At 65.8% G+C, this 15,178-nt stretch carries 15 protein-coding genes; 7 read left to right on the top strand and 8 right to left on the bottom strand.

All coding sequences use genetic code 11. The annotated features are described in order from the left end of the window. The first annotated feature begins 53 nt into the window (after positions 1 to 53). Positions 54 to 1,379, top strand: coding sequence for a glucoamylase family protein (locus tag QU595_RS00385; protein ID WP_315918187.1), 1,326 nt, complete (start codon positions 54 to 56; stop codon positions 1,377 to 1,379). Here QU595_RS00385 and QU595_RS00380 read toward each other — a convergent pair whose 3' ends face one another. Continuing rightward, positions 1,380 to 1,967, bottom strand: a complete 588-nt coding sequence (locus QU595_RS00380) for a DUF2239 family protein (RefSeq protein WP_315918185.1) — start codon at positions 1,965 to 1,967, stop codon at positions 1,380 to 1,382. A 99-nt stretch (positions 1,968 to 2,066) separates the two neighbouring features. Continuing rightward, entirely contained in the window at positions 2,067 to 3,917 is a 1,851-nt protein-coding gene (locus tag QU595_RS00375) for a long-chain-fatty-acid--CoA ligase (RefSeq protein ID WP_315918184.1), read from the bottom strand. A 428-nt stretch (positions 3,918 to 4,345) separates the two neighbouring features. On the opposite strand from QU595_RS00375, the gene QU595_RS00370 reads away from it, so the two are divergent. The 5 genes from QU595_RS00370 to QU595_RS00350 are packed head-to-tail and all read left to right on the top strand — an operon-like array spanning position 4,346 to position 9,586. After that, on the top strand, positions 4,346 to 5,938 hold the full coding sequence (locus QU595_RS00370) for an ABC transporter substrate-binding protein (RefSeq protein ID WP_315918182.1): 1,593 nt from the start codon (positions 4,346 to 4,348) through the stop codon (positions 5,936 to 5,938). 45 nt (positions 5,939 to 5,983) lie between these two features. Beyond that, entirely contained in the window at positions 5,984 to 6,991 is a 1,008-nt protein-coding gene (locus QU595_RS00365; RefSeq protein WP_315918181.1) for an ABC transporter permease subunit, read from the top strand. Position 6,992: 1 nt separating this feature from the next. Continuing rightward, complete coding sequence (locus QU595_RS00360; protein WP_315918180.1) at positions 6,993 to 7,910, top strand: ABC transporter permease subunit; 918 nt, start codon at positions 6,993 to 6,995, stop codon at positions 7,908 to 7,910. A gap of 3 nt (positions 7,911 to 7,913) precedes the next feature. Then, entirely contained in the window at positions 7,914 to 8,762 is an 849-nt protein-coding gene (locus tag QU595_RS00355) for an ABC transporter ATP-binding protein (RefSeq protein ID WP_315918178.1), read from the top strand. Beyond that, positions 8,759 to 9,586 (top strand): dipeptide ABC transporter ATP-binding protein, encoded by an 828-nt coding sequence (locus QU595_RS00350; protein ID WP_315918177.1) that lies wholly within the window; start codon positions 8,759 to 8,761, stop codon positions 9,584 to 9,586. Before QU595_RS00355 ends, QU595_RS00350 begins: the two co-directional genes overlap by 4 nt. 21 nt (positions 9,587 to 9,607) lie before the next feature. Here the strand turns inward: QU595_RS00350 and QU595_RS00345 are convergent, their stop codons facing one another. Together QU595_RS00345 and QU595_RS00340 are read right to left on the bottom strand one after the other, a co-directional pair. Beyond that, positions 9,608 to 10,045, bottom strand: coding sequence for an aconitase X swivel domain-containing protein (locus tag QU595_RS00345; protein ID WP_315918176.1), 438 nt, complete (start codon positions 10,043 to 10,045; stop codon positions 9,608 to 9,610). After that, complete coding sequence (locus QU595_RS00340) at positions 10,042 to 11,298, bottom strand: aconitase X catalytic domain-containing protein (RefSeq protein WP_315918175.1); 1,257 nt, start codon at positions 11,296 to 11,298, stop codon at positions 10,042 to 10,044. Before QU595_RS00340 ends, QU595_RS00345 begins: the two co-directional genes overlap by 4 nt. 139 nt (positions 11,299 to 11,437) lie before the next feature. On the opposite strand from QU595_RS00340, the gene QU595_RS00335 reads away from it, so the two are divergent. Further along, entirely contained in the window at positions 11,438 to 12,247 is an 810-nt protein-coding gene (locus QU595_RS00335) for a pyrroline-5-carboxylate reductase family protein (protein WP_315918174.1), read from the top strand. Positions 12,248 to 12,253: 6 nt separating this feature from the next. On the opposite strand, the gene QU595_RS00330 is transcribed toward QU595_RS00335, so the two are convergent. The 4 genes from QU595_RS00330 to QU595_RS00315 form a co-directional block, all read right to left on the bottom strand. Next, complete coding sequence (locus QU595_RS00330) at positions 12,254 to 13,012, bottom strand: hypothetical protein (protein ID WP_315918172.1); 759 nt, start codon at positions 13,010 to 13,012, stop codon at positions 12,254 to 12,256. Continuing rightward, the gene (locus QU595_RS00325) at positions 13,009 to 13,542 is read right to left on the bottom strand and encodes an RNA polymerase sigma factor (RefSeq protein ID WP_315918170.1); all 534 of its coding nucleotides are present in this window, start codon (positions 13,540 to 13,542) and stop codon (positions 13,009 to 13,011) included. Before QU595_RS00325 ends, QU595_RS00330 begins: the two co-directional genes overlap by 4 nt. 101 nt (positions 13,543 to 13,643) lie before the next feature. Next, positions 13,644 to 13,955: a cytochrome c gene (locus tag QU595_RS00320; RefSeq protein ID WP_315918169.1), complete on the bottom strand. Its 312-nt coding sequence runs from the start codon at positions 13,953 to 13,955 to the stop codon at positions 13,644 to 13,646. A gap of 11 nt (positions 13,956 to 13,966) precedes the next feature. Further along, positions 13,967 to 15,178 carry a molybdopterin-dependent oxidoreductase gene (locus QU595_RS00315; RefSeq protein WP_315918168.1) on the bottom strand — a complete coding sequence of 404 codons (1,212 nt, stop codon included), beginning with the start codon at positions 15,176 to 15,178 and terminating at the stop codon, positions 13,967 to 13,969.

The raw sequence follows: 15,178 nt of genomic DNA, 5'->3' as shown, positions 1-15,178 counted from the left end.
GGATTGACCGCCGCGCACGGTGCAACCGCGCGCGGCGGTGCTACAAAGGCGGCATGGATGCCGAGACGAATCGACGGGCAGGCGGAGCCGTCCTGACGGACGACGAGCTTCTCGACGAAACGCAGCGCCTGTCGTTCGAGTATTTCGTCAAGGAGGCCAATCCGGCGAACGGCCTGATCGCGGACCGCAACCGAGAAGGCTCGCCCGCCTCCATCGCGGCGACCGGCATGGCGCTGAGCGCCTATCCGATCGCCGTCGAGCGCGGCCTGATGAGCCGGCAGGCCGCCGTGCGGCGAACGCTCGCCACCTTGCGTTTCTTCAGGGACGCTGCGCATGGGCCAGAAGCGGACGCCACCGGCTACAAGGGCTTCTACTACCATTTCCTCGACATGCAGACGGGCCGCCGCGTCTGGAAATGCGAGCTTTCGACCGTCGATACCGCCCTTCTGCTGGCCGGGGCACTCGTCGCCGGCGCGTATTTTGCCGAGGACGACGAGCAGGAAGCCGAGATCCGGCAAGTTTCCGACCTGCTTTACCGCCGCGCCGACTGGCGCTGGGCCCAGAACGGCAACGCGCTGGTGACGCATGGCTGGAGGCCCGAACGCGGCTTCCTGCGCTATCACTGGCTCGGTTACGACGAAGCGCTGATCCTCTATGTGCTCGGCCTCGGCTCGCCGACGCACCCGCTGCCGCCGGAAAGCTATGCTGCCTGGCTGTCCGGCTACGCCTGGAAGACGATCTACGGCCACAGGCTAGTGCAGGCGGGACCGCTGTTCATCCACCAGTTCTCGCATCTGTGGATCGATTTCCGCGGCATCCGCGACGCCTTCATGTGCCGGCACCAGTCGGACTATTTCGAGAACAGCCGCACGGCCACCTACATCCAGCGCGAATACGCCATCCGCAATCCGCGCGGCTTCGCCGGCTATCACAAGGACTGCTGGGGCATCACGGCCAGCGACGGCCCGGGACCGGACAGGCACCGGATCGACGGCCGCGAACGGCGCTTCTTCAACTATCTGGCGCGCGGCGTGCCTTACGGCCCCGACGACGGAACGCTTTCGCCGTGGACGGCAGTCGCCTCGCTGCCCTTCGCGCCGGAGATCGTCCTGCCGACGCTACGCCACTTCCATATCCTCGACCTGAAAAACGGCAATCCCTACGGCTTCACCTCGAGCTTCAATCCGACGTTCGGCGAGCCCGCCGGCAACGCACCCGGCTGGGTTTCGCCCGACCATGTCGGCATCAACCAGGGGCCGATAACCTTGATGATCGAGAACCACCGCACGGACTTCCTATGGCGGCTGATGCGCGCCTGCCCTTACATCGTTACCGGCCTGCGCCGCGCGGACTTCACCGGCGGCTGGCTGGAAGGATAGTCACCCGGAGTCCGCCGTCGCAAACGCCAGCCTGTCCGCATGTACGCCGATATCGCGCGGCCAGGCCGCCGAAAGCTCGCCGAAGCGGGCGCGATCGCCGGCGAACAGAGCGCGCGTCGCCTCCTCGTAGCCGGGCAGGTCGCCCGCCATCGTGGTCATGAAGCGATAGGCGCTTTCATGCGCGGCGCGCTGCCGGTCCGCCGCCCCTGCCGTGCGGCGCGCGTCATCAACCAGCTTGCGCAGGGCGACCGAGGCACCGCCCGGCTGCGCCGAAAGCCAGTCCCAATGGCGCGGCAGAAGCGTGATCTCGCGCGCCACGACGCCGAGTTTCGGCCTGCCGCGGCCGCGCGTCGCTTCCAACGGCTCGTCTTCGGGAGCGGCGGCCGGCGCCAGCCGCGCCGCGATCTCGGCGGCGCTGCCGCGCAGGTCGAGATCGACCACCCGACCCGTCGCATCGTCGAAGACCAGGATTGGCTCGGCCGCGCCCGCCTCGGTCGCGGCCTTGACCGCCAGCGCCACCTGCGCGAGCGGTCCGGAGGCAATGCGGCGCGGGCCCGCAAAGGCGGTGCAGGAAGGAGCAGCGGTCACGGCGATATCCTTGAGCGTATGTTCGATGCGCTCATTTATATCCGGGTATAATTCCAGTCAACATTGCCCGGGTAAAAATATTCTGCCGCCGCAGCCCCCCTATCCCCGCAATTCGCGCCGCAGGATCTTGCCGACCGGTGTCTTGGGCAACTCGTCCCTGAACTCGATCTGCTTCGGGCGCTTGTAGCCGGTGAGATTGGCGCGGCAGTAGGCGACGAGTTCCTCCACCGTCAGCGCCGGGTCCTTCCTGACCACGAACAGTTTCGGCACCTCGCCGGAGTGTTCGTCCGGGATGCCGATGGCGGCCACTTCCAGCACGCCGGGATGGCGCGCCACCACTTCCTCCAGCTCGTTGGGGTAGACGTTGAAGCCGGAGACCAGGATCATGTCCTTCTTGCGATCGACGATCTTGGTGTAGCCGCGCCCGTCCATGAAGCCCATGTCGCCGGAGCGGAAATAGCCGTCCTTCGTCATCACCTTCTCGGTCTCGTCCGGGCGGTTCCAATAGCCGGCCATCACCTGCGGCCCGCGGATGCAGATCTCGCCAACCTCGCCGAGCGGCATGTCGTTGCCGTCGTCGTCGCGTATGGCGATCTCGGTCGAGGGGATCGGCAGTCCGATGGTGCCGGTGAAGTCGGGCGAGCTGCATTTGTTGGCGGTGGCCACGGGCGAGGTTTCCGACAGGCCGTAGCCTTCGGTGATGTGGTTGCCCGTCAACGCCTTCCATCGTTCGGCCACGCCCCTCTGCACCGCCATGCCGCCGCCGAGGCTGAGCAGCAGCGTGGAGAAGTCGAGCTTGCGGAAATCCTCGTTGTTGAGCAGCGCGTTGAACAGCGTGTTGAGGCCCGGAAAGATGTGGAACGGCTTGCCCGACAGTTCCTTGACGAAAGCGGGAATGTCGCGCGGGTTCGGGATCAGGATGTTCATCGCGCCCTGCTGCATGCCCATCAGCGCGTTCACGGTGAGCGCGAAGATATGATAGAGCGGCAGCGCGCAGACATAGGTCAGGTGGTCCGGCTTGGGGCGGACCGTGTAGGCGTCCTCCACCCACAGCGCCAGTTGCGCCACATTGGCCAGCACGTTGCGATGCAGCAGGGTAGCGCCCTTCGACACGCCCGTGGTTCCGCCCGTATATTGCAGGAAAGCGGTGTCGGTCGGCATCACCTCGACCGGTTTCAGGTGCCGGCCGGCGCCCTGCCGCAGTGCGGCGGAAAAACGCACATGCCCGGGCAGCGACCACGCCGGAACCAGCTTCTTCACCCGCCGCACCACGAAATTGACCAGCGCGCCCTTCATGCCGCCCAGCATCTCGCCCAGTGAAGCGACGATGACATGCCTGACCGGCGTGCGGGCGACCACCGCCTGCAGCGTCGTGGCGAAATTCTCAAGGATCACGATGGCTTCGGCGCCCGAATCCCTGAGCTGGTGCTCAAGTTCGCGCGGCGTGTAGAGCGGGTTGACATTGACGACGACATAGCCGGCCCTGAGCACCGCCAGCATCGCCACCGGATATTGCAGGATGTTCGGCATCATCAGCGCCACGCGCGCGCCTTGCTGCAACCCCCGCGATTGCAGGAAGACGGCAAACGCCGCCGACAAGCGCTCCACCTCGGCATAGGAAAGGACTTTGCCCATGCAGGTGAAGGCGGGACGGCGCGCATATTGCCGGCATGCCGCCTCCAGCAGTTCACCGATCGAACCGGCCGGCAGGGTGCCGATTTCGGCCGGCATGTTTTCGGGATAGCTGGCGAGCCATGGCTTGGACGAAGCCGTAGCCAAGGGCGCATCCGCCTTGGGCAAGGACTTCGGCGGCGAGGCCGGCCTTCCAGTCGCAGTCTCGGTCGCAGCCTTGGCGCCCTGGGCGGCTTTCCCGGCCAAAACCGCCTTCGAGACCTTGCCGCCCTTCGCAGCAGGGCCTGCCGGACCCGTCGTCTTTGTCGCCTTCGCCATCCGATCCTCCGATGGTTACGCCGCTTCAAGGAGAATGCGGGCCTGTCCCAGGCAGGTGGGGTCCCAAGAACCCCGCCCGCCGGCCGCAATGCGGCTCGCCCCTACGTTCCCTTGCAGCTATCTATTGGCGACAATCGACGACCTTGCAAGCCTGCAAGGATCAGGCCGACATGCCGCAGCGGCACCTGGTTTCAAGACCGCGAAAGGAGCCGCCAGAATGGCTCGCTCAAGGAAAAATACGGACATTAATATCAACGTGAGGGCATGATCCGCGCCATATCCTTTCTTCGATCTGGCGCTTCAGGAAATGTTATTCCTCTTGCGGGGCCGCCAGCGGGCAGGCAGTTCCAAAGCCGCGAAAACGGTGCTTATATGCGCGCTTCACGAGCCTGATCAGAGGGGCTTGGAAAGCAATCAGGGAGTGCTCAATGAAAATAAAATCGACCCTTGCGGCCGCGTTGCTTGCCGCAACAGTCATGGGCGGAGCTGCCAACGCGAAAACGCTGGTCTATTGCTCGGAAGCCTCGCCCGAAGGCTTCGATCCGGCACCCTATACGGCAGGGCAGACCTTCGACGCCTCGTCGCGCACCGTCTTCAACCGCCTGGTCGAGTTCGATCACGGCAAGACCACCGTTTCGCCGGGGCTGGCGGAAAGCTGGACGATCTCCGACGACGGCAAGGAATACACGTTCAAGCTGCGCAAGGGCGTGAAGTTCGGGGCGACCGAGTATTTCACGCCCAGCCGTGAATTCAACGCCGACGACGTCGTGTTCTCGTTCCAGCGCCAGGTCGACAAGAAGGGTCCCTGGTTCCAATATATCCCCGGCATCGCCTACCAGTATTACAACGACCAGTTCGGCGACAACATCACCAAGGTCGAGAAGATCGACGACCTTACGGTGAAGTTCACGCTCAAGGAGCCGAACATCACCTTCATCCCGACGCTGGGCATGGATTTCGCCTCCATCGTCTCGAAGGAATATGCCGACAAGCTGCAGGCCGACAAGACGCCGGAGCTGTTCAACCAGAAGCCGGTCGGCACCGGCCCCTACATCTTCGTCGATTACCAGACCGACGCGGCCATCCGCTACACCGCAAACCCGGACTATTGGGGCGGCAAGCAGAAGCTCGACAATCTGGTGTTCGCCATCACCACCGACCCGGCCGTGCGCGCGCAGAAGCTGAAGGCCGGCGAATGCAACATCATGTCCTACCCGGCGCCCGCCGACATCTCGGGCCTGCAGGCCGATACGAACCTCAAGGTGGACGAGCAGGAAGGCCTGAACATCGGCGCGCTGATGTACAACACCCAGCAGAAGCCGTTCGACGACGCGCGGGTGCGCAAGGCGCTCAACATGGCCATCAACAAGCAGGCCATCATCGACGCCGTGTTCCAGGGCGCCGGCACGGTGGCCGTCAATCCCATCCCGCCGACGATGTGGGGCTACAACAAGAACGTCAAGGACGACCCCTACGATCCGGATGCCGCCAAGAAGCTTCTGGAAGAGGCCGGCGTGAAGGGCCTGAAGATGAACGTGTGGGCGATGCCGGTGTCGCGCCCCTACATGCCGAACGCGCGGCGCGCGGCCGAACTGATCCAGGCCGATTTCGCCAAGGTCGGCGTCACGGTGAACATCGTCTCCTATGACTGGGCCGAATATCTGAAGCGTGCCTCGGCGGTGGATCACGACGGCGCCGTCATCGTCGGCTGGACCGGCGACAACGGCGATCCGGACAACTTCCTCGGCGTTCTGCTGTCCTGCGCGGCGGTCGGGTCCAACAACCGCGCCGAATGGTGCAACAAGGACTTCGACGCGCTCATCATCAAGGCCCGTACCGTGTCCGACCAGGCCGAGCGCGCCAAGCTCTACGAGCAGGCGCAGGTCATCTTCAAGGAGCAGGCGCCCTGGGCGACGCTGGCCCACTCGAAGGTGTTCATGCCGATGCAGAAGACCGTCACCGGCTTCGCCATGGACCCGCTGGGCATTCACCGCTTCGACGGCGTCGACATCGCCGAATAACCAACGAAGGGGGGGCGGCGCCGGAAAGCGCCGCCCCTTCCGCTCATGCTCCGATACATACTCAACAAGATCCTCCTCATCGTCCCCACTTTCCTGGGGATCACGGTTCTCGCTTTCGCCTTCGTGCGCGTGCTGCCGGGCGATCCCGTGCTGGTGCTGGCCGGCGAACGCGGCATCGCGCCGGCACGCTACCAGGAGCTGATGCACCAGTTCGGCTTCGACCAGCCGATGTGGCGCCAGTATCTGGCCTATCTCAACAATGTGCTGCATGGCGATTTCGGCATATCCTTCTCGACCAAGACGCCGGTGCTGAAGGAATTCCTGTCGCGCTTCCCCGCAACGGTGGAACTGGCCATCTTCGCCATGATCTTCGCCGTGGTGATCGGCGTGGCGCTCGGCATCTTCGCCGCAGTCAGGCGCGGCTCCTGGTTCGACCAGGTCACCATGGGCACGGCTCTGGCCGGCTACTCCATGCCGATCTTCTGGTGGGGCCTGCTGCTCATCATCGTCTTCTCCGGCACACTGCACTGGACGCCGGTCTCGGGCCGCATCGACCTGATGTATTTCTTCAAGCCGGTGACGGGCTTCGCCACCATCGACGCGCTGATCTCCGGACAGAAAGGCGCCTTCCGCTCGGCGCTGTCGCACCTCATCCTGCCGACGATCGTGCTGGGCACGATCCCACTGGCGGTCATCGCGCGCCAGACGCGCTCGGCCATGCTGGAGGTCCTGGGCGAGGACTATGTGCGCACCGCCCGCGCCAAGGGCCTTACGCCGCGCCGGGTCATCGGCCTGCACGCCTTCCGCAACGCGCTCATCCCGGTCGTCACGACCATCGGCCTGCAGGTCGGCACGCTGCTGACCGGGGCGATCCTGACGGAATCGATCTTCTCATGGCCGGGCATCGGCAAATGGATGATCGATGCTATTTCCAAGCGCGACTACTTCGCCGTGCAGGGAGGGCTTCTGCTCATCGCGCTGATCGTCATGTCAGTGAACCTGATCGTCGACGTGCTCTATGCCGTCATCAACCCCCGCATCAGGGTGCAGTAAGATGGCCGACCAGACCGCAGGCGAAGGCACTGCCGCCACCGTCCCGACCAGCCCGCCCCAGAACGCTCTGGCGGAATTCTGGTATTATTTCTCGATCAACAAGGGCGCCGTCATCGGCCTGGCGGTGTTCGTCCTCCTGATCCTGATGGCGATCTTCGCGCCGCTTCTGGCGCCGCATCTGCCCAACGAGCAGTTCCGCGACTCGCTGCTGACCCCGCCGGCATGGCAGGAAGGCGGCAAGCCGGCCTTCCTGCTCGGCACCGACGCCGTCGGTCGCGACATCCTTTCGCGGCTGATCTACGGCTCGCGCTTCTCGCTGGCCATCGGCTTCGTCGTGGTGACGGCGGCTCTGGTCTCGGGCGTCATCCTCGGGCTCCTGGCCGGATACTGCCGCGGCTGGGTCGATACGCTGATCATGCGCGTCATGGACATCATCCTGTCCTTCCCGTCGCTGCTTCTGGCGCTGGTGCTGGTGGCCATACTGGGACCGGGGCTGGTGAATGCCATGATCGCGATCGCCTTTGTGCTGCAGCCGCATTTCGCGCGGCTGACCCGGGCGGCGGTGATGGCCGAAAAGAACCGCGAATATGTGGTGGCGGCCAAGGTGGCGGGCGCCTCGCACCTGCGCCTGATGCTGGTGACGATCATGCCGAACTGCGTGGCGCCGCTGATCGTGCAGGCCACGCTTTCCTTCTCCAACGCCATCCTGGAGGCGGCTGCACTCGGCTTCCTCGGCATGGGCGCGCAGCCGCCGACGCCGGAATGGGGCACGATGCTGGCCGAGGCGCGCGAATTCATCCTGCGCGCCTGGTGGGTGGTGACCTTCCCCGGCCTCGCCATCCTCATCACCGTCTTCGCCATCAACCTGATCGGCGACGGGCTGCGCGATGCACTCGACCCCAAGTTGAAGAGGTCGTGAGCCATGCCGCTGCTTGAAATCAGGAACCTTACCGTTTCCTTCGACACCTCGACCGGGCCGTTCATGGCGGTGCGCGGCATCGACCTTTCCATCGAGCCGCGCGAGGTGCTCGCCATCGTCGGCGAATCCGGCTCCGGCAAGTCCGTGTCGATGCTGGCGGTGATGGGCCTGCTGCCCTCCTCCGCCACGGTGAAGGCCGACCGCATGACGTTCGACGGCAAGGACCTTTTGACGCTTTCGCCCGAACAGCGGCGCAAGATCATCGGCAAGGACATCTCGATGATCTTCCAGGAGCCGATCGCGAGCCTCAACCCGTGCTTCACGATAGGGTTCCAGATCGAGGAGGTGCTGCGCTTCCACATGGGCATGGACCGGGCGAAACGGCGCGCCCGCGCCATCGAGCTGCTCTCGCTGGTGGGCATTGCCGAGCCGGCCGAGCGCCTCGGCTCCTTTCCCCACCAGATGTCGGGCGGCCAGTGCCAGCGCGTCATGATCGCCATGGCCATCGCCTGCAATCCGAAGCTGTTGATCGCGGACGAGCCGACCACGGCGCTGGACGTGACCATCCAGAAGCAGATCCTCGACCTTCTGGTGCGCCTGCAGGCCGAATACGGCATGGGGCTGATCATGATCACCCATAATATGGGCGTGGTGGCCGAGACCGCCGACCGGGTCGTGGTGCAATACAAGGGCCGCAAGATGGAAGAGGCCGACGTGCTTTCGCTGTTCGAGAACCCGCAAAGCAACTATACGCGCGCCCTGCTCTCGGCCCTGCCGGACAACGCCGTCGGCGACCGGCTGCCGACCGTCTCCGACATGATGTTCGAACCCGCGCCGGGAGCCGCGCAATGACAGTCGTCGTCGAAGGCCGTGACATCAAGCGCGACTATCATGTCAGCGGCGGGCTGGTGCGCCCAGCGCGCACCGTCCATGCGGTCAAGGGCGTTTCCTTCTCGGTGGAGAAGGGCAAGACGCTGGCCATCGTCGGCGAATCCGGCTGCGGCAAGTCCACGCTGGCACGCATCATCACGCTGATCGACGCGCCGACCGCAGGCGAATTGTTCATCGGCGGCAACAAGGTCGACATCGCCAAAGACGGCCTGTCGAAGGAGATGCGCCGCAAGGTGCAGATCGTGTTCCAGAACCCCTACGGGTCGCTCAACCCGCGCCAGAAGATCGGCGACATTCTCGGCGAGCCGCTGAAGATCAACACCGACAAGCCGGCCGCGGAGCGCCGCGAACTGGCGATGCGGATGCTGACCAAGGTGGGCCTGGGGCCGGAACACTACAATCGCTATCCGCACATGTTCTCGGGCGGCCAGCGCCAGCGCATCGCGATCGCACGCGCGCTGATGCTGAACCCCAGCCTGCTGGTGCTGGACGAGCCGGTTTCGGCGCTCGACCTTTCGGTGCAGGCGCAGGTTCTGAACCTTCTGGCCGACCTGCAGGACGAGTTCCAGCTCACCTACATCTTCATCAGCCACGACCTGTCGGTGGTGCGCTACATCGCCGACGAGGTGATGGTGATGTATTTCGGCGAGGCGGTGGAATATGGCCCGCGCGACGAGGTGTTCTCCAACCCGCAGCACAGCTACACCAAGACGCTGTTCGCCGCCACGCCGCGCGCCGACGTGGAAAGCATCAAGGCGAGGCTCGCGCGCAAGCACGCGGCCTGACCCGAAAGGCCGGACGGGCGTTCAGGCCGGGTTCGAATCCTCGGCCGGCAATCGCTCCACGCTGGCCGTGCCATCGGGCGCGGTCTCGACGCGCAGCATGTCGCCGCTGGCGATGTTCTCGGTCGAACAGACCACGACCGGGCATTCGATGCCGTAGAGCGAAGCCGCCACCAGCGCGCCCACGGTGATGATCGGATCGGGCCGCGACAGCAGGACGGCGACCGGTCCGGTGCCGCGCCGGATCGTTTCAGCCAGCACGGAGGACGAGGAGGACGAGCCGCGCCCGCCCGCCATCACCAGAACCTTTCCGTCTACGCTCTTTCCAAGATCGGGATGCGAGCGATCAATGATACGGCCGGTTTCCGGCTCCACGCCGCCCCAGAAGCTCAGTTCCCGCGCAAGCACCAATGCGGTGCCTGCTGCCACGCCGGGCGCATAAGCCTTCGCGGCGCGGTTCATGGCGCGCTCCGGACGACGCGGCCGGCAAGGGCTGAGACAACGCAATCCTCAAGCGCACCGAAACCCACTTCAACGCCGATATTGCCGGGCGCATAGTGCGCCCACTTGCCGGAATTGGTCATTACCGCACCGTCCAGTTCCTTCAGGATCGCGGTGACATAGGTGCAGGTGTCCGCGACCGGAACGAGGCCGAGCGCGGCGGCGTCGCGCAGTTCCCCGGCCTTCTCCAACTCGGCCAGCGTCGCGCGGCCGGTGTTGACGTAGATCGGCACCTTGCTCGCGGCACCAGCATGCCGCAGCAGCGCCAGCAGCCGGTCCCATTCGGCGCGCGAAAAATGCGGCGTGCCGAGGCAGACGGCGCTGATCGGAAACCCATCCGGCACGCTGGACAGATGTTTCAGCGCGCGGGCGACATCCTGCGGCGTGATGTCGATCGTCTCCAGCGGCGACCTGCCGCCGAAGGCTTCGGCAAGGGTCGGCGCTTCCGGCGTGATGCCGACCGCGTGGAACAACGCCACCGCGCCGCTGGAAGCGGCGGCCGCGCCCAGCGCCTTCAACTGGTCCTCGTCGCGCGGCGGCGGCAAGCCCTCTATGACCGGCACAAGCTCGCCCGAGCGCTGGCCGACGATCAGGCCGACGGCGACGTAAAGGGCATCGCCGGGTGCGAGCGAGGCCGGGAAGCCGACCAGCCGGAAATGCAGACGGCCGTGGCGGTTCTCGTCGAGATGCAGCCCCCAGGCCGGCGCACGTCCCGTCATGGCGCAGCACAGGTCGATGAAATCGCCATAGCGGTTGGTGCGCGCGCCGATCACCGAATTGGCGAAGACGATGGCGTTGGATTCGCCCCAGGCGATCTGCTCGCCGAAAACTGGCCGGAACAGCGTCTGATAGGGCGCACAGGTGAAGGAGGGCTGGCAACCGAGCTCCTCATGCACCCGCATCAACCGCCGGGCCGGCGCCTGCTCGTCGGGGCTCATGCGCATGATTTCGGGGTGGATCAGGTCGAGCGACCCGACATTCAGCGTGGTCGGCACCCGCACCTTGCCGCCATGTCCGGCCAGCCGCTCGACGAAATCGAGGCTGACCTGACCATGATAGAGGCAGCCGTCAATATGCGCGCGGGAGATGTCGAGCAGTTCCGGGGCGCCCATGGCTTCGGAAAAAGCGCAGAGAATGCGCATGGCGAAAGAAGCGGCCTCGCCCGCCTCTCCTGCCAGCATCGCCCGGTCCTGCGCGGCCAGCGAAAGCGTCATGTCAACGGTCCTTCACCCAGATGCCCGGGAACGGCAGGTACGTCGGCCATCATAGGCGACCGCCCCGCCTTGTGCCGGGCGGATCCCCTTTCTATCGTGCATCCGGGGCGACACCAATATGGCCCGGAGGCCCGGAAGGATGAAGCACAGGCACAAGGTCGGCATCGTGGGCGGCAATGGCTGGCTGGGCAGTGCGATCGGGCTTGCCATGCTCGAAGCCGGCGTGATCGAGCCGCGCGACCTTTGCGTCTCGTCCCGGTCCGGTCTCGCGCCGAGTTTCGCCGACTGGCCCGATGTGGAAGCGATCTCCGACAACGCCGTGCTGGCCCAGCGCAGCGACGTGATCGTGCTGTCGGTCCGGCCGCAGCAGTTTCCCGACATCGGCATCGACGCGGGCGGCAAGCTGGTGGTGTCGGTGATGGCGGGTGTCGCCATGAAGACGCTGCAGACCCGCTGCGGCAGCGACCGCGTGGTGCGGGCGATGCCCAACGCCGCCGCCGAAATCCGCCGTTCCTATTCGCCCTGGTGCGCCAGCGCTGCGGTCACCGACAGCGACAAGACCTTCGTGCAGGCCATGTTCGAGGCCAGCGGTACGGCGGACGAGGTGCCGGACGAGGCGGCGATCGACTACCTTACCGCGCTCAGCGGGTCGGGACCTGCGTTCCCTGCCCTGCTGGCCGCCGCCATGCTGGAACATGCGCGCCGCAACGGGCTCGGGGAGGCGGTCGCCCGGCGCGCCGTCGCCGCCGTGGTGACCGACGCCGCGCAATTGATGCGCGCGGCAAGCTTCTCGCCCGAGGACATGGTGAAAACCTTCATCGACTATCGCGGTACGACGGCGGCGGGGCTTCAGGCCATGCTCGACCACGGCTTCAAGGAAGCCGTCGGGGCCGGTCTTGGCGCCGCGACCGAAAAGGCTGCGGCCATGGCCGCCAGCGAGGCAGGATAAGGGCCGTCAACTACAGGGCTGATGCGCGCCCTCCAGCTCCGCAACCACCTGCTGCGAGGACGGTTGGCCCATGTGCGACGTCATGGAATGGAGAGCGTCGGCCAAGGCCGCGAAGCGGGCAATGTCGAGCCTGCGCGCAACCACGACGTAGCGGAACGAAGCGTCCGCCCATGCGGCGGAGCGCACGTCGCCGTCGTTGACGACACGAAGGGTCCGCGGATCGCCCGAACCGGCCATGCGGAACAGGCTCAGCCTGCAGCCGTGCCGGCCCGCATAGCCGGCCTGCACGGCCGGCCGTCCCTCCAGCATAGCATCGGAACGAAGCGAAACCAGGGAAAGACCCGCGGCACCAAGCTGCGGGGCCTCGAAGCTGCGGATATCGAGAGCCGGGGCGGACGCATCGAGAATCCGGGCCGACCAGTCGTCGTGCAATGCCAGCGCCTGGGCGACCTCGTCGCCCGCCGGCGATCTGGCGCGGCCGTCGAAGGCGACCGCGCCGAGCCAGCCTCCGAGGAATACCAGGCACAGAACGGCCGCCGCCGCCGCAATGGTGACCGGGCGCGGGCGCGTGCCGGCGCGCAGGGCCTGCATGACCACGAATTCGGACCCCATGCCGGCGACCTGCCGCTTCATGCGCCTTAGCGTTTCGACCCGATGCGCAAGTGCTGCCTCCGAGGCGATGCGGGCTTCCAGAAGCGAACGGGCGTCTGGCGAGAGCTCGCCGTCGACATAGGCGTTCAGCATTTCGAGGTCTGTGTCGGTCATGCCTGTCCTGTTTTTCGTGCAAGGGGGACGACGTTGGAGCCATCGTCCGCCAGAAGCCCCGCCAGCGCCTGCCTTGCGCGGCTGATGCGGCTCATCACCGTTCCGCGCGGCACGCTGAGGAGATCGGCCGCCTCCTGGTAGCTGAAGCCGGAAATGTCGACCAGCGCCAGCACCTCGCGATGGTCGTGCGACAGAAGCTCGAAGGCCTGCCGCACCGCGAAGGTTTCGACGACCATGCTTTCGAGCGAGACCGGTATCGGCGCCATGGCGTCCGACAGCGTCTCCGCCGCCCGCGAGCGCCGTTCCTCCGCGCGCAGCTGGTCGATCCACAGATTGCGCATGATCGTAAACAGCCAGGCGCGGAAGGCGGGCTCGTCCGCGGGGCGCACGCGTGCCGCCGCGGCGCGGGCCACGCAATCGTGCAACAGGTCGCGCGCGCGGTCGCGGTCGCCCGTCATGGCGACCGCGAAACCGAAGAGCCGCTGCTGATAGGGCGCGAACCGCGTCTCGAAACGCGTGCGCGTCAGCATCGTCCCTCTCCTGGCTTCCCGCTCGGCCCGCCGCCCTCCGCAGACGGAAAGCGACTGCCGTAGGTGGCTGGGCTACGCCGTTCGATGTCGCCCGTCCTTTCTCAATAGGTTGCCGACAGGTAGTCAGCGATACCCTTCAGGTCGGCGTCGTCAATGGGGGCTCCGTAGGTCTTCTTCATCTTGTTGACCTCCGCCTCCCAGAACGCATGGCCCATCTTGGGCGGCTGGGTGTTGATGTAGTCTGCCGAATGGCAGGCCGCGCAGTTCGACTGCGCCAGTTCGACGCCCGGTCCCGGTCTGAACTCGGCAGTCTCGTCGGGCAGTTCGTAAGAGAGCGGGTCGGCCAGGGCATAGCCGCCACCCAGCATGGCGGCAGCGGCGACGAGAAGGGCCTTGGTGGAAACGAACTTCATGATCTTCCTCCTCAAGCCGCGATGACCCTGGTGGTCTCGATGACGTTGCGCATGTAGCCCGACGGATTCCAGGGCTGTTTCTCCGGCTGCGTCTTGCCGTCGTTCGACGTGGCGCGCACCTTCAGTTCATGCTCGCCCTTGGGGAGCTTGACGGTGGCGGTCCATTCGCGGAACGAATATTTGCCCAGGTCCTCGCCCAGCGTCGTCGGCTGCCAGGTCTTGCCGCCGTCGATGGAGACCGAGACCTCCTTGATGCCGGAACCGCCGTCGAAGGCGATGCCGCGCAGCTTGAGCGGCGCCTCCGCCTGAACCTTGTCGCCGCCCATGATGCTGGTGATGAAGGAGCGCACATTGAAGCGGTTGATCGGAACCGTCTTCTCGGCCGGCTTGCCGGGCTCCGTGCAGATGCAGTCGTTATCGGGGATGCGGTAGGCCTTCTGCATCCAGAAGCCGTCGAACGGCTTGTCGAGCACCGTGATCTCAGCGAGGTGCTTGACCCAGTAGGTGCCGTACCAGCCAGGCACGACCAGCCGCACCGGGAAGCCGTTGAGCCAGGGCAGGTCCTCGCCGTTCATGGCGAAGGCGATCATCACCTCGCCGTCGCGCGCATGGTCGATGTCGAGCGCCTTGACGAAATCGGGCGTCTCCGGCAGCGCCGGGCCGTCCAGCCCGTTGAACGACACCTGCACGGCGCCGGCCTTGACGCCGGCCTTGTCCAGCACCGCCTTCAGCGGCACGCCCTTCCAGCGCGCGTTGCCCATGGCGCCGTTGCCCAGTTGCCCGCCGGCCATGCGCGGCTCGAAGAAGCCGCGGCTGTTGCCCGAACATTGATGGACGGCGACGATCTCGACCGGATCGTGCAGCGCCTTCAGTTCGTCGAGCGAAAGCGACAGGGATTTCTCGACCAGGCCCTTGACCTCGATGCGATAGGTGGCGGGATCGATGTCCAGCGGAATGTCGGCCAGATGATAGCGCACGAAGAAGGCGTCGTTGGGCGTGATGATGCTTTCGTTGAACACGCCGAACGGCGTTTCGAGCTGCGGCGGCCGTGTCGTCTGGCCGATCAACGCGCGCTTGCCCGGATATTTCACCAGCGGCCTGTCGCCGTTGGCAAAGGGAAGCACCACCGTTTCCGCGGCGCGGGCGGCCGTAAAGGCCATGCCGCCGGCGGCGCCCAGGGCCGCCGCGCCTGCCGTCTTGAGCACCTGACGTCTGCTGATCAT

The sequence above is a fragment of the Mesorhizobium sp. SP-1A genome (genome assembly GCF_032460275.1).
In the GTDB taxonomy this organism is placed as follows: domain Bacteria; phylum Pseudomonadota; class Alphaproteobacteria; order Rhizobiales; family Rhizobiaceae; genus Mesorhizobium.
This window is presented reverse-complemented; position numbering and strand designations above follow the sequence as displayed.